This window comes from uncultured Campylobacter sp., from assembly GCF_938045225.1.
In the GTDB taxonomy this organism is placed as follows: Bacteria; Campylobacterota; Campylobacteria; order Campylobacterales; family Campylobacteraceae; genus Campylobacter_A.
The window spans coordinates 1-15244 of record NZ_CALINL010000226.1 but is presented as its reverse complement, the minus strand read 5'-3'; the positions used below and the strand labels follow the sequence as shown (position 1 = coordinate 15244).

The window sequence follows — 15244 nt, the reverse complement described above, 5'->3', positions numbered from 1 at the left end:
TAAATTTGGCGACGGGAGTTACCATGTAGGTAATGACCGAGCCAAATTTAAAAGCCTCTGCTTGCAGTTGCGACCGCAAGGAAAGCAAAGCGAAGTATAGAGCAAAAAGCCGCCGCTCAAGTTTTAAAAACTAGAGTGGAAGCTAATGAACACCGCCCTCCCCGGCGCATGCACCACCGCAGGATCTAGCGCCCCTACGTGCTCGCCGCTGATAAACTCGGCGTAATCTTTGTCAAAGATATTTGTCACGCCCAGCCTCACGCCCCAGCTGTTTTTAAACTCAAATCCGCCGTAAACGTCCATCGTCGTAAAGCTCTTGGCCGCTTCGCGCTTGTCGATGCCAAAGCCGATGGTTTTATCAAAATCTCCCCTATTTTGCTTTGCTACGTAGCGCACTGCGGTTCCGATATTGTAGCTGCCAAAGCTCGCGTAGTCTTTGTAATCAAAGGCCAAATTTGCCTCAAACGGGCGGATCTGATAGAGCGGTCTGCCGTCGGTTTTGTTTTGTCCGTAGTTGTAAAATAACGAAGTTTTTAGTCCGAAATTTCGCGCGAAATTATACTCGCCGCGCAAATTTACGCTGTAAATCCTAGCGTCGACGTTGCGCGTGATGACGGCGTTTTTATTCATCGGCGCGGCCGCGGTAGAGTGGCGGCGATCGTAGATAACCAGGTCCTGCGCATCGTCTGCGATAAAGTGTCCGCCCACGCTAAAGCTATCCTCGCCCTGGCGCGAGCTCATGTACTCTTTATAAAATTCGCTCTTATAAGTAAAGCCCAAATTTACGCGGTTGTGACGCTCCGGTTTTAGTAGCGGGTTGCTCACCCAGCCGTTATCCAGCGGACCGTAAAGCGTGTTAAATCGCTCCATATTGCCAGGTATGCGCTGCAAGCTCTCAAGCGCCGCGTAGTAGCTATCTAGCTCGTTTGGGGTGAAGTCGTATTTTAGGCTGGCACTTAGGCCGTCTTGCTTGACGCTACCGTCAAAATCATAGCCGTAAACGCTGCGGATAAGCCCTTTTACCGTTCTAAGCGGCGCGGCAGGCGCAAAATAAGGCTCATTTAGCCCCTTTAAATTTGATCTCATCCGGTCGTAGTTTAGAGCTAAACTAAGCTTGTGAAAGTCGTTAAATTTATAGCTTAATGTATCAAAAATCCTCGTTCGTTTATTCGTTACATCTGCAAACCTATAGCCGTTAAAAACCCAGCCGCCGGGCTGTTTTAGATACCTTTTGCCCTCGTGATTATCGTGTTGATAGCTGATGCCTGCGAGATTGTGAAAGTCGCCCAAGTCCGCGTCGTATTTTAGCTCGGCGTCCACGATTTTTCTATCCAGTTCGACCTTGACCGTCTGCGCCGCACTCCTTAGATGATAGTTGTCGGCGTTTCTGCTTACGTCGCGCAGCATTAGCTCGAAATTTAGCGTATTTGATAGATCCTCCGTGCCGATACGAGCGTTAAATTTACCGATGTATCGCTCGGTTTTAACGGCATCCATGAGATGGTGAGGCTGCTTGTCGTCATCGATGTTGTCGTGTACGAGCGTAAATCTAAACTCGCTTAGCTCGCTAGGCACGAAACCCACGACCGCGCTTTGCCCCTGCCTGGCGTAGCCATAGTTCCACTCTCTACCGCCGCCGTCTTTGTAGCGGTTGGCTTTAGAAAAGTTCGCGTTTAAAATCGTGTAGAAATTTGCGCCGCGGTATTTAAAAAGTCCCGAACCGTAAAACGTCCTACCGTAAAATCCGCCCGCGACGTGAAATTTATCCATAGAATTATCAAGCAAATCCGTCACGAAAAAATAATCATCCCTTGGCGCGCGGTCGAATTGATTTTCCGGAAATGCGCTTTGGGCGACATTTGGCGTATATGGTGGCGGAGGCGTAAAATCCTTTACCGGCTTTATGACGTCGGGATTTGCGCCATTTGCGAGCAGCGCCGTCGCAGCCGTAGCCAGACTGATAGCTAATCTCATTTAGTATCCTTTATGATAATTTTGATTTTTTGTATCATAATTATATAGAAAAATATTTGAAAAATTCTTGATTTTCGTTAAGATAAGATTTATAAATTTCGCGCGGCTTGGTTTGTAGACGGCGGCAAATTTGACGCTAGCGAAGTTAAATTTGATAAACGTAAATTTTACGCACCGAGACCCGCACCTTTAAGATGCTAAATTTGATTTGGTTAAATTTGGCGTTATGCATTAAATTTAATCTTTCTTGCTAAGGAGAAAGGGCTTGAATTATATTCTGCTCTGCTTCACGCTTTGCGTTCGCAGCATTTAGGGAAGCAGTTGCGAGCGAAGCTAGCAAAATAGCTCCCTTTGGTGTTCACCTTTCTCTTTACTTTGGGAGAGGAAGGGGTTCTGCTTACGAAGCGTCGCCCCTTCCGCCCCCAACCCTCCACCAACCCCACTGCACGTGAGAGGTGGCGACACTGCTTTGCTCGCGCAAAGCGTCGCAAATTTTAAATTTGAGTTTTTAGAGTGCGGGTCTCGGCAACTCAAATTTAAAATTTGACTTCAAATTTGGACGTAAAAAAGCTAAGGCGAAGTATTTTTGTTCTAGACGAGGCGCTTTTAAATTTGGCGACGGGAGTTACCATGTAGGTAATGACCGAGCCAAATTTAAAAGCAACGAAGTATAGAAGAAAAAGACAAGCCGTTAAGGATAAAAGAAACTAAGTATCTGCGTCGCCGCCTTTTCTTCTATGTATGGGATTATATAACTTGGCGAATAAAGATTCTGGCCGCTTTCGATCTCGAGATTTGTCCTTTGCTCGCTGCCGTTTGCGCGAATCATCACGCTAATATAGGCTCTATACAGATAATAATCGGTCCTGTCGTAAAAATCATCGTCAAATGGGTCGCCAAAAAGCATGCCAAAGCCCATGCTGCGCCTATATCCGTAGCCGCCCCAGCCGTAGCCCATGCTCATATACGCGCGCGGGCGCTCGCGTCGCTCAAAGCGCTGTAAGCTCGCAAAATCGCCCATTATCACGATATCAGCGCTCTTTTGATCCATGCTTTGGGTAAAGCCGTTTTGCAGTAGCTTGTTTCGCACGGTGTTTTCTAGCGTATTTGCGTAGCCCGAGGAGTTTTTAAAGTAAACGTAGACGCTGCGCGAGGCTTTTTTTACGTCGCCGTTGGTGATAAAAATAGGCATCGTGCTTCTAGCGTAAAGCTCGGGCGTACGGGGCTCGCCGCAACCTACGAAAAAAATCGCAAATAGCAAAATAGAGAAAATTTTTAGTTTCATTTCACGTCTCCTTGCTCAAATTTGACCGCCGCAAATTTAACGCGGTCGGGTCAAATTTAGGATCAAATTTAAGCGTATTTTACTACTAAATCTTTACGTTTGAGTAAATTTATAATACCAGCTTGATCTCGTTTTCTAAAGTGGCTTTTGGAGTGAGTCCGATGAAGCGCTTTTTGAGATTACCCTCGCCGTCAAAGACGAAGATCGCAGGCACACCCATCACGCCGCCCACTGCTTTGCTGAAATAATCGACCGAAATTTTATCGCTAATGACGTCGTAGGCGATGCCGTGGTGCTTCACCATGTCGATATCTTTATCAAAGCCAAGGCTGGGTCCAAATATCCCGTAAACGCCGAATTTATCCTTAAGCTCGGAGTAAATTTCATTTACGATCGGAGCTTGCGCTACGCAGGCGCCGCAGGAGGTGCCGAAGAAAAAGAGCATATAGGGCTTGCCGTCCGTTTTGAGCCGTCTGCCCTCTGGAAAATAGTGCGTATCAACGCCCTTTGGCGAGTTTAGGCTGATGTGGTGCTTATCAAAGCCGCTATTTCCGCAGCCCGCTATCATCGCCGCCGTAAAGACTAATAATATATATTTTTTTATCATAATTCTCCCAAATTTAAACCGTCGCAAAGGCGCTTTGACCCTTTGGCTCGCTCGCTAGCCTCTCGCATGCCTCCGCGCGCTCGCCGTCGCTCACGTAGTGGATGTTTTCCATCTTGCCGTGCCTTAGATAGACGATCTTGTCGCCAAACTGCCCAAGATCTGGGTTGTGCGTGATGAGCAGGATTGTTTTGCCCTCGCTTCGCAGCTTTTGAAACAGCTCCAAAACTACGCGCTCGTTTGCTTCATCTAGGTTGCCCGTCGGCTCGTCGGCTATCAAGATATCAGGATCGTTTATCAGGGCGCGCGCGATGCACAGACGCTGCTGCTCGCCGCCGCTAAGCTGACTCGGACGGTGGTCTAGCCTATGTCCTAGCCCCACTCGCTCGAGAGCCTTTTTAGCGTCCTCTTCGTCCACGCTGCTGTGATAGTACTGAGCTATCATCACGTTTTCGACGCAGTTTAGGTAGGGGATGAGGTGAAACTGCTGAAATATCAGCCCGATCTTTTCGCGGCGAAATTTGAGCGTCTCCTCGTCGCTAAGCCTGCTAGCGTCGTCTCCGCCTAGCATGTACGTGCCTGCGGTTGGCTCGTCCATCAGCGAGAGTATATTTACAAGCGTACTTTTGCCGCTACCGCTTGGACCCATTATGCTGACCCACTCGCCGGCGTTTACGTCAAAGGTAATGCTCTCTAGCGCTCTTACTTCGCCGAATCTTTTCTCTATCCCGTTTAATCTTATCGCGTACTGCATATTATTCTCCTCTTAAAATATCGGCCATCTTATTTTCTAGCGCCCGTTTGATCGGATAGATCGAGGCCACGCCCGCAAAAACGAGCGAGATAACCATCGCTATCGGTATACTCATCAATCTAAAATCGATGCTCGAATCAAAAATCGCATAGCCTAAAATTTGCGCTAAGCCGTAGCCTAAAATAGCGCCCGCCAAAGCCGCCGCAAATGCCGTGACGAAGGTCTCGACGCCAAATAAATTTAACACGTTTTTCTTGCTAGCTCCAAGCGCTCTAAGCAGCGCGATCTCCTTTGAGCGCGAGAATAAAATCGCGCTTAGCGTCGTGTTTACGCACATAGAAGTGATGAGCAAAATGACAAAGCTAACAAGCGCCATCAAAAGCTTAATCTTATCCAAAATCAGACCCTCTGATTTTGAAATTTTAGCCACGGGCTTAACCGAAATTTGCTCGTCGCTAAGGCTCTTGCCAAGCTCGCTTATGTAGTCAAATTTACCCGCTACCACGGCTTCTGCATAGTTTAGCGTATTTGGCTCGTTTGCTATCTTTTGCGCTAGAGGTAGCGAGATGATGAGCAGCGAGTCCTCCTTGTCGCCGTCTTGTACGATGCCGCGGATCTTTACCTTTTCGCCCGAATTCGCGCCGATTTGCCTCACTTCGATCGTGTCGCCGACCTTAAAGCCGCTTTGTTTGGCTAGATCGGTGCCGATTAGCGCGTTTCTCTCGTCAAAATCAAGCGTTATGCCCTGTCCCTCTTTGACCTCTAAAAACGGCTTAACCCGCGTTAGATCGCTAAATTTGACGCCCATAGCGATCGCGATCGTTGGGCCTATATTTACCTGAGTGAAAAGATATCCGCTCTGCCCGATTAGCTTGTCGCCTGGGATTTTGGCGATCTTTTCGTTAAATTTAGCCTCGTTTACCGCGTCGATAACGGGGTCTGCGGGGGCAAAAACCACGTTTGCGCCGTAGCTTTTTAGTTCCTTCGTTACTTTTGAGTCGATATCCAGATATACGTTTACAAAGGCCGCCGTCACGCATGCGCCAAGCAAGATAGAGACGATGATGACGCCCACTCTAGCCGCGCCAAAGCGCAGGCTTTTAAAGATAACGTTATAAAAAAAGCCCTTATTTGCGATCATATAGCACCTCCGCAGGCAAGAGTTTAACTACGCTTCTCATCGGCACGAGCGAGCCCGCGATCGAGATAAGAAGCGCAAAAGCGATACTAAGCGGAAGCACGATCCACGCGATGCCGATACCGTAGCCAAAGATACTGTAAGCGATTATGTAGCTTAGCGCGTAGCCCAAAAATGCTCCCAAAATGCCCGCGAAAAACGCCACGACTAGGCTTTCGCTCGCAAAAAGGGCATAAATTTCAAAGTTGCTGGCACCTATGGCTTTTAGCAGGCCTATCTCTTTTTTACGCCTGTAAATTTCGCTAGTCATCAGCGATGTAATGCCGATAGAGGAGACCGCAAGCGCGATGATGCTCACGATGCCCATCAGGCTTTGGATTTTTTTCACAATGTTACTCTCGGCGTCGCTTACTTGCATCATCGCCTTGGCCGCTACGCCCGCGTAGTTCTCCTCGATCTGATAGGCTATGGAGCTAACGTAGGCCGAGCAGTACCACATATCGTATTCGGCGCTATCTAGGTTGTCTAGATTTCGTCTGGCCTTGACGGAGAGGTCGTTTTCGGGGATCGTCATCGCTGAAACCTCGGCTTTTGAGTACTGCCCGGGCTTATTTAGAAGCTCTTGGGCTAGCTTTAGCGAGGTTACGATTTTATAGCTTTCTTCGCCGGCTCCTTTTAGCACGCCCGCGATTTTTACGCTACGACCGTTTAAATTTAGCTCGCCGCCGACGCTCAAATTTCGCTTCGCGGCTAAATTTTCGCCTACGAGTACGTTTTGCATATCGTCATCTTCTATCCATTTGCCATCGACCGCCCAAAAGCCAAATAGCGTTTTAACGCCCGTTTTAAACTCGGGCTCGTCGGCCACGTTTGCAAATTTATCAAACCAAGTGCCAGTGATTTGGTATTTTTCGCCGCTAGCGTCTTTTACCTCGCCGTTTAAAAACGGAGCAAACGCCACGATGTTGTTTCGCCAAAAAATTTCCTTTACCTTATGCAAATCCTCTTCTTTTAGGTAGTTTTGCGATTTTAGCGGAGTGAAATTTTTACCCTCGATCTCGATAGCTAGCGCTTCGCCCTTTGGCAAGACGACGATGTTTGAGCCGTAGCCGCGCAGCTCGCTAGCGATCTGATCGCCGATTTTTAGCGTGATATTTAGCATACAAGCGATCAAAACCGTCGCCAAAAGTATGGTGATAAAGGCCATTCCTTTTTGCACCTTCGAGCCGGTGATCGAGCTTTTTATAAGCCTTAGTTGCATATTTTTCATTTTAAAGTCCCGTTTATATCGACGTATTTTTCAGGGTTGGCTTCAAATTCCGCCTGAGTTTTTTCGTTTTCAAAGAAATACGTCCTGTTGTAGTATAAATAAGATTTCGAGCCGATGTTGCTTACTTTTTTGCGGCTTACCGGATCTAGCACCATCTTTTCGATAACTTTTGAGAAGTAGTTCGCACCGCTTTGGATGGTATCTAGCGTAACGGTTATAAATTTGCCGTCAAATTCAAACGGCATAGGTATCGGGTTGCAGCCGCCCTCTTTGCCGACCGACGGCAAGAATATACGCACATTACAAGAGATACAGATGAGATCGGCATCCTTTTTGATATAGCCCATATCGCCGCATATCGCGCACGCGTCAAAGACGATGATCGGCGATGCGCGGTCGGCGAAGCGGTTTAAGAGGAAAAACCTTATCTCCCTGCCCTCGTCGTTTATGTAGGCGTAGCGGTGAAGTTCGTTGTCGGCGAGTTTTTCGACGTCGAATTTAAACTCGTTATTTACGGGTTCTACAATGATAGGATCAGAGATCTCGGGCGGTTTAGACGCGTGCAAGTCGTAGTAAAGCCCGAAAATCAGAGCAGTGACGACGATAGCTATGCTGCTTTTGGAGTTTGCCGCCATGAAATTTCTAGCCGCGTTGTTAAATCTAAATTTGTTCGAGCCCACGACCGATTTTACGAGCGGAGCCGGGCGTTTTTTGAAATTTATAACCGCCAAAACCAAAACTAAAAAGATGAAAAAATACTGCGCAAACGTCGTATAATAAATACCCTTGGCCACGAGCGAGAGCGCCCACGGATACGTAGGTATCATGCCCACCCGCATAAACTCAAGCCCCGTGTTTGAAAGAGCCTGCACTATCAAAACTGCAAGCGAAAGAAGCGAAAACGTCCATAAGACGTGCTTGCAGAGACACTCTTTTAAATTTGAAACTACGAAAAACAAAATCAGCAAAAGCAAAAACGCAAATATCATCAAAAATAGGCTGATGATAGACTGCGTATCGAGTAGCTCGCCGGCAAATACCGGAAAATTCGCGCCCGCGTGAGCGTAGGTTAGACCGTAGCCCGCACCGAGAGCAAAAAACGTTATCATCTTTGCAGGGTTAAATTTGATAAAAATCCAAAGCGCGCTAACTAGCAAAAACACCAAAGTAGCCGCGTCAAACACCATTTTCACGCCGGCGTCGTGAAGCGTGAGTCTAGCGATCTTAAAAACGACTATGCCCGCTGCGATACCCAAAACCGAGGGTAAAAACAGCGCTTTTAGGCTCTTTTTGTCGTTGTTTAACGCTGCAAAAAAGACAAATCCTAGTAACGATGAGATAACTTGGACGAAATATATAGACATGATCAGCCCTAAAATTTGAGAATTTAAGTGAAATTTAGAGCGGACTCAGCCGCTCTAAGCCCGAATTATTTAGCAGGCGCGCCTGTGTATTGGAATTTATAAGTCGTGGTGAACGGCTCAAACCATTTACCCACGCCCGTTTCTTTATCCGCATGGCGACCGAAGCCTTGTTTTTCAGGATTTTCTATATGAAATTTTAGCTCGTAGTTGCCCACGCCAGCGTCCATTTTTAGGTTAGCGCCGTAGTGAGGGCCGTCTTGAGCGACCATAGGCATAAATGTGCCTTTTTTAACTTTGCCGTTATCTAGGTTTTTTAGCTCGTAATTAACTTTTAGATAAGGGATCCACTCGCCCGCCGCAAAGCCGTTTTTATTTCCCTCGATAGCGTGGATGTCGGCCTCTAGGTGGATGTCGGCTTTGCTCGGAGCTAGGTCGATGCCCTTTGGCTCCATGTCGATCGGCTCTAGATAAACCGCAGCTATCTCCATGCCGTTGATCTCTACCGGATCGCCGATAGGAAACTCGCCCGCTACGGCTACTGTTGCAGCAAGGCTGAATGCCAAAGCTGTTTTAACAAATTTGTTCATGTTCTCTCCTTTAATTGGTTTGTAAATTTATTTTTAAGCTTCGCGGCAACCCGCGAAAGCTAGAAACGTCAAATTTAAGCCTCTTTGGCTTGCTTGTTTTTCATTATGATCACGCCGATGATTAGCGCCGCTACCATGATAGTCTGCGGCACTAAGCTCTCGTAATACGGATAAATGCCCAGCCACTCGATAGTCGGGAAGCCTTCGATCTTAGTCGGAACGAAAATTTTACCTTCGACGAACTCCATAAGCCCCTTGCCCACAAACACGATCGACATATAAAAAATGATCGCCGAAGTGACCAAGAAAAACGGCTTGATCGGGATTTTGATAGCAAAAACTTTAAACACGTAGTAAGTAACTAGCAAGACGACGAGTCCTACTACAAATCCCAAAGCTATCATCGAGTAGCCTGCGCTATCTTTAGCGTCAAAAATCAGCGCCTGATAGAAAAGCACGGTCTCCGCGCCCTCTCTAAATACGGCTAAAAATACCGTCCACCAAAGCGCCTTAGCAGAGCCTGCGGATATCGACTCGCTGACGTGGCTTTGGATATATTTGCTCCATTTTTTCGCGCCCGCATTTGAAAGTAGCCAAAAACCGACGTAAAAGAGCAGTCCCACGGCGATAAGCATCACCGCGCCCTCCATCACCTCTCTTTTTTGACCAGCAGCGCCGGCAAATATCAAATTCATAATCCACGCCATAACAAAGCTTAGCACGACCGCTACGCCAAGCGAGCTGTAAACGATACTCATGCGCTTTTCGTTGCCGGTTTTTAGCAGATACGCCACGACGGCCGCCACGATGATAAGCGCCTCAAATCCCTCGCGCAGTATGACCGTAAGCGCGTAAACAAATAGCGCCCAAGGCGAGCTACTGCCGCTTGTTTTTTCTAGCGCAGCGTCTAAATTTGCGCCCAGATTATCGGCTGCTTGCTGGAGTCTCTCGACGCTCACGCCCGCTTTCATCAGCGCGACTACTTCGCCGAAATTTCCTTCTATCTTAGTTTTTAGACCGACGTCTATCGCGCCTACTTTATTTTCCATGCCGCTACCTTCGAACTCGTCGAAGTAAATATCCTGCGCATCGCTCATAGCTTTATCTACGTCTTTTGCGGCGTAAAGTTTGATCGCATCGGCGATTTTTGCCTTTATATTTGCAACGACGGGCGCAAAATCAGTAGCCGCGTCATCCTCGGCGCTATCAGGCAAAACTACGTTGGTAGCTAGCGAGCCCGAGTCCATAGGTAGCTTGGCGACGTTTTCGTATATCAGCGCATCAAGCTCTTCCAAATTTGACTTTAGTACGTCGGCGGCTACATCGTTGTTTATCGCTATTATCGCCGAACCCATGCGTTTTTGGATGTCGCCGTCGATACCCTGACCGCCGTTTATAAATCTACGAATGGCCTCTTCTAGCTTCGTGTTTCGATATAGCTCAAATTTAGCTTTGTTGTTTATCTGCTGTTTTGCTGCGTCTTTATCGCCCTTTTCATAGGCCGCGGCCGCAGCGCTAAGGGCTGTTTTTATATCGTTATAAACCACTTGCCAGTGCGGCTCGATAGCGGCGCTACTTGCAGGCTGCGCCGTAGTTTGGCTAGCCTCAGTAGCCTTAGCGGTCTGTGCGGCGTCCGCGTTTTTAGGATCGGAGTACTCGCCCACTAGCTTGTGACCGGTGTTTATGACAGGCAAAACCTCATCCATCTCTTTGTTTAGATCGTCCATTATCGCTTGTATCTCTTCGACTGGCTTTTTGGCGACGATGGCTTTTCTTATATCGCCAAATTGCTTCTCCATCGCATAGGCTTTTTTCTGTCCTAAATTTATCCTTATGCCAGCTTCTATATTTTCAAAATGCCCAAAATACGCGTTTTGCGTGGTGGTTTTGGCTTCGTCGATCTTGCCGTCCTTGTACTGCTGCATGATACTTACGAATGAATCTTTTATGCTCTGTATCTCGGGGCCATAGTCGGCGTCCTGTGCATTTAGCATAAAGGGGATAAACAAAGCAAGTATAAATTTCAAAAATTTGCTCATAAGAACTCCGATAAAATATGTTTTAATCCCCCATTTTACCATTTTAAAACTTTAGCGAAAATAAAAACGGCTATCAAGTATCAATCTTATCAAGAAGCTATATTTTTTGATTATCAGATTGATTCTACTTTGAAATTTAAGTAAATTTAATGGGTAAAATTTGAAAGAAAATTCGGGAGCGAGCTGCCCCCGAATTTGAGTTAGATAGTAGTACCCGCTTGTCTTAGCATAACGCGTTTGCGATATACATTTGAAACTTCGGCTGCGTCGCCCACAAGTAGAGCGTTCGTAGCGCAAACGGCGGCACACATCGGCACTTTGCCTTCAGACATTCTATTTTGTCCGTATAGCTCTCGCTCCTCATGAGAGTTCGTTTCCTCCGGGCCTCCGGCACACATGGTGCACTTATCCATAGCGCCTTTTATGCCGAATGCTCCGTCTCTAGGGAACTGCGGCGCGCCGAAAGGACATGCGTATAGGCAGTATCCGCAACCGATGCATTTGTTTTTATCGTGAAGCACGATACCGTCGGCTCTGATGTAAAAACAATCAACTGGGCACACCTGCTCGCAAGGAGCGTCGGTGCAGTGTTGGCAGGCTATCGTAGTCGATACTTCCTTGCCCTCTATACCGTCGTTTAGCGTGATGACCTTGCGGCGGTAGAGCCCCACAGGGAGCTCGTGAGCCGAAGAGCAAGCGACCTGGCATCCAAAGCAGCTGATACATCTGTTCGTATCTACGAAAAATTTCATTCTTGCCATCTCTTACTCCTTAGACTCTATTTTCGCCGTATTCGTGGAAGAAGGTGTTAAAGCCCTCTCCGTCGGCTTTTTCTATCCTGCAAAGTCCGGCGTTAAATTCCGAAATTTGAGTAACCGGGTCAAAGCCGTAGTTTGTTACAGTATTAAAGCTCTCGCCGATCGTATAAGGCTTAGTACCCTCAGGATAACGATCCTCTAAGCTCACGCCTTGCATAACGCCCGCAAAGTTATACGGCATACAAATTCTATCCGGCGTAACCATCTGAGTATGATAGCAGCGAACCTTGATCTTAGTGCCTTGCGGAGAGTGGATCCACATCATATCGCGATCTTGGATACCGTATTTTAAGGCAAGCTCAGGGTGGACGTTAGCAAACATCTCAGGCGTGATTGCCGCTAGATACTTGCTCGTTCGCTCTATCATACCAGCACCGCTTAGGTTTACTAGGCGCAATGTGCTAAATACGATAGGGAATTCCTTACTCCAGTCTTTTGCTTGCTGCTCGGATTTATATTTCGTCTCTACGCGGAAATTTCTAGCCTGATCGTCGAAAGTCGGGTATTTTTGTACCAAATCCCAGCGCGGAGAGTGGATAGGCTCGCGGTGTTTAGGGATCGGATCTAGGAATTCCCAAACGATCATTCTAGCCCTTGCATTACCAAACGGCACTACGCCTTTTTCGCGGCATTTTTCCAAGATAAGTCCGCTGTGATCCGTACTCCAAGTGGCTCCCATCAGTCTTTTTTCTTCTTCGGTTAAAGTTATGCCTAGGACTTTTTCGATATTTTCTTTGGTAATTTGCGGATAGCCGCCTTTTACGTCCGATCCTACTAAAGTCGTATCCTCGCTAGCTAGCTGACTAACGCCGTTATGCTCTAAGCCGAAACGATTTCTAAATCCGCAACCGCCCTCTGCGTAAGACTTGCTCATATCATAAAGTATCGGCGTACCAGGGTGTTTTTCGTCCCATGCCGGCCAAGGCTTACCGTAGTATTCGCCTTTTACGTCGCCGCCGATACCCATCAGCGTATCAGGGTCGAAATTTTGCCAGTTAGCCTGATGTCTTCTAAACATCTCGGCTGTTCTACCGGTATAGCCGATAGATTTACCCATGCGAGCTATCTCGTTTGTAGCGTCGTCAGGCCATACAAAGTCATCTTTAACTTGTTTTGGCTCGTGATTAACGGTCGCCATCTTCATGCCTTTTACGTACTCGTCGTAAAAGCCGAATTTTTTAGCAAATAAGAACATGACCTCGTGGTCGGCCTTACTCTCGTAAAGCGGCTCAACGACTTTTGTTCTCCATTGACCAGAGCGGTTAGTCGAGCTTATATGACCTTCGTTTTCAAACGCAGTAGCCACCGGAAGTACGTAAATTCCATCTTTTCTATCTGATAGGATCGCGACTTCGTTTACGAACGGCTCCGCAACTACTAGCATATCTAGCTTGTCGACGGCTTGCTGAATTTTCGTAAGGTGAGCCATAGAGGTGATACCGGTTCCTTGAACCCAAAGAACGCGAAGTTTACCACTGGTATAAGTTTTTTCCTCTTTTAGGACGCCTTGCCACCATTTTGATAGCGACCATCCTTTTTCGTTTCTCCAGTTTCTATCCTCCGGATTTTGCGGATCGTGATAAAAATACTCTTCAAATACGGTATTTTTTACCGGAGCGCCACCCTGTTTCGGCTCTTTGGTAGAAACCGCAAATCGTTTGATAAACTCGTCATAATCAACGCCCCAGCCTTTGCAGTAGTATTTCCACGAGGCGTCTCCTAGTCCGTAATACATAGGAAGAGTGTCTGAAAGGTTACCCATATCGGTAGAGCCCTGAACGTTATCGTGACCGCGGATGATATTACAGCCGCCGCCAGGTTTACCCATATTGCCTAGGATTAGTTGAAGGATAGGTAAAATTCTCGTATTTGACGTGCCTACGGAGTGCTGAGTGATGCCTAGAGCCCAGATAACCGTTCCCGGTTTCGTATGCGCCATTATATTAGCAGCCTCTATGAGTCTATCTACCGGTACGCCGGTAACGTCCGAAGTAAGCTCAGGAGTCCAGTGTTCGGCCTCTTTTCTAACCTCTTCGATACCATAGGTTCTGTTTTCTAAAAATTCTTTATCTTCCCAGCCGTTTTTAAGGATAATGTGAATAAGTCCATAAATAAGAGCCACGTCCGTTCCTGAACGCTGACGCAAGTAAAGATCCGCGTGCGCAGCCGTTTTAGTAAAATTCGGATCCGCTACGATTAATTTTGCGTTGTTTCTATCTTTGGCTTGCAACATATGCTTCATACCGCCGACGGGATTTGCTACAGCCGAATTCGCACCGATACAAAAGATCGCTTTTGAATTTGCCGTCATATCTCCGAAGTGATTCGTCATCGCGCCATAACCCCAAGTATTCGCCACACCGGCGACTGTTGCGCTATGTCAAATGCGTGCTACGTGATCGTTGCTGTTTGTGCCCCAAAACGCCGCAAATTTACGGAAATAGTAGCTCTGCTCGTTATTAAATTTAGCCGAACCCAAGAAAACTACGCTATCAGGACCGTCTTCTTTACGGATTTGTAGCATCTTATCGCCGATTTCGTTTACGGCTTGCTCCCAGCTGATGCGCTCCCATTTTCCGTTTACTTTTTTCATCGGAAATTTGATACGTTGTTTTGATTTCGTAAGGTCGATCTGATCGATTCCCTTAGAGCAGTGCGAACCCTGAGAGATCGGATGGAACATAGCCATATCTTGGCGCACCCATACTCCGTCTTTTACCTCGGCTTCTATACCGCAACCCGCCGAACAAATAGAACAAATCGTTCTAACTTTTTTTGAACCTTCGTAAGGATTTTTTATCTCCTCGTTGGTTGCCTTTCTAAACGTCTCGTTTTCGCCAAATGCCATCGTGCTACCGGCACCAAGAGCGGCAAGCTTTAAAAACGAGCGTCTTCCTATGCGTGAATCACTCATGGTTTTCTCCCTTAGTAAGCGATCTTATAGTAGTATTCCCACTCTTTGCTTTTTTTGTAAAGCACCTCTTTTTTGCTCGACTTGCCGACAACTACGCCGTTGTCGTCAGGAGCAAGCTCATCGCTAGTCGGTTTTGCGATAGCTGCGACGGCCAATACAGTCCCGCCTACCGCGCCGACCTTCAGAGATTTTTTGAGGAAATCTCGTCTTGATCCTTGCATGTTTTCTCCTTATTAATCCCAAATTTGAAATTTTTGAGACGTTTTTAGAAAGATATTGTTCAAATTTTGCATATTTCCTAGGCGTAGTGCGCCTTACAGGCGCGTATTTTAGGGCACTTGCATATTTTAAAATATCACTGTGCAAATTTAGCATATTTTGAGAATAAATGAAGTAAAAATATTTTTTAGTTTTTAACTTTTTAAAGTAACAAAAATTTTTAAAATAAAGGGGGTAAAATTATATGGATTTTTTAAATTCTATAATTGGACAAGTCA

Annotated in this window: 12 protein-coding genes; all 12 read right to left on the bottom strand. The window is 46.8% G+C overall.

All coding sequences use genetic code 11. The features are described from left to right. Positions 1-123: 123 nt before the first annotated feature. On the bottom strand, positions 124-1974 hold the full coding sequence (locus Q0200_RS08170) for a TonB-dependent receptor (RefSeq protein WP_297940079.1): 1851 nt from the start codon (positions 1972-1974) through the stop codon (positions 124-126). 691 nt (positions 1975-2665) lie between these two features. Beyond that, a complete protein-coding gene (locus Q0200_RS08165) occupies positions 2666-3259 on the bottom strand; it encodes a complement resistance protein TraT (RefSeq protein ID WP_297940076.1) in 594 nt (197 codons plus the stop codon). Between the two features lie 109 nt (positions 3260-3368). Next, positions 3369-3866: a TlpA disulfide reductase family protein gene (locus Q0200_RS08160; protein ID WP_297940073.1), complete on the bottom strand. Its 498-nt coding sequence runs from the start codon at positions 3864-3866 to the stop codon at positions 3369-3371. A 13-nt stretch (positions 3867-3879) separates the two neighbouring features. Then, positions 3880-4617: an ABC transporter ATP-binding protein gene (locus tag Q0200_RS08155; RefSeq protein WP_297940070.1), complete on the bottom strand. Its 738-nt coding sequence runs from the start codon at positions 4615-4617 to the stop codon at positions 3880-3882. A 1-nt stretch (position 4618) separates the two neighbouring features. Beyond that, on the bottom strand, positions 4619-5758 hold the full coding sequence (locus Q0200_RS08150; protein ID WP_297940067.1) for an FtsX-like permease family protein: 1140 nt from the start codon (positions 5756-5758) through the stop codon (positions 4619-4621). Continuing rightward, on the bottom strand, positions 5745-7025 hold the full coding sequence (locus Q0200_RS08145) for an ABC transporter permease (protein ID WP_297940064.1): 1281 nt from the start codon (positions 7023-7025) through the stop codon (positions 5745-5747). Before Q0200_RS08145 ends, Q0200_RS08150 begins: the two co-directional genes overlap by 14 nt. Beyond that, complete coding sequence (locus Q0200_RS08140) at positions 7022-8389, bottom strand: Fe-S-containing protein (RefSeq protein ID WP_297940061.1); 1368 nt, start codon at positions 8387-8389, stop codon at positions 7022-7024. The genes Q0200_RS08145 and Q0200_RS08140 overlap by 4 nt, the downstream gene beginning before the upstream one ends. Before the next feature lie 65 nt (positions 8390-8454). Continuing rightward, entirely contained in the window at positions 8455-8976 is a 522-nt protein-coding gene (locus tag Q0200_RS08135) for an iron transporter (protein WP_002950338.1), read from the bottom strand. Positions 8977-9050: 74 nt separating this feature from the next. After that, positions 9051-11015: an FTR1 family protein gene (locus Q0200_RS08130; protein WP_297940055.1), complete on the bottom strand. Its 1965-nt coding sequence runs from the start codon at positions 11013-11015 to the stop codon at positions 9051-9053. Between the two features lie 200 nt (positions 11016-11215). Continuing rightward, a complete protein-coding gene (gene fdh3B / locus Q0200_RS08125) occupies positions 11216-11776 on the bottom strand; it encodes a formate dehydrogenase FDH3 subunit beta (RefSeq protein ID WP_122866589.1) in 561 nt (186 codons plus the stop codon). Positions 11777-11786: 10 nt separating this feature from the next. Then, entirely contained in the window at positions 11787-14747 is a 2961-nt protein-coding gene (locus tag Q0200_RS08120; RefSeq protein WP_297940049.1) for a formate dehydrogenase subunit alpha, read from the bottom strand. Positions 14748-14758: 11 nt separating this feature from the next. After that, the gene (locus Q0200_RS08115; protein ID WP_297940046.1) at positions 14759-14968 is read right to left on the bottom strand and encodes a twin-arginine translocation signal domain-containing protein; all 210 of its coding nucleotides are present in this window, start codon (positions 14966-14968) and stop codon (positions 14759-14761) included. Positions 14969-15244: the final 276 nt, after the last annotated feature.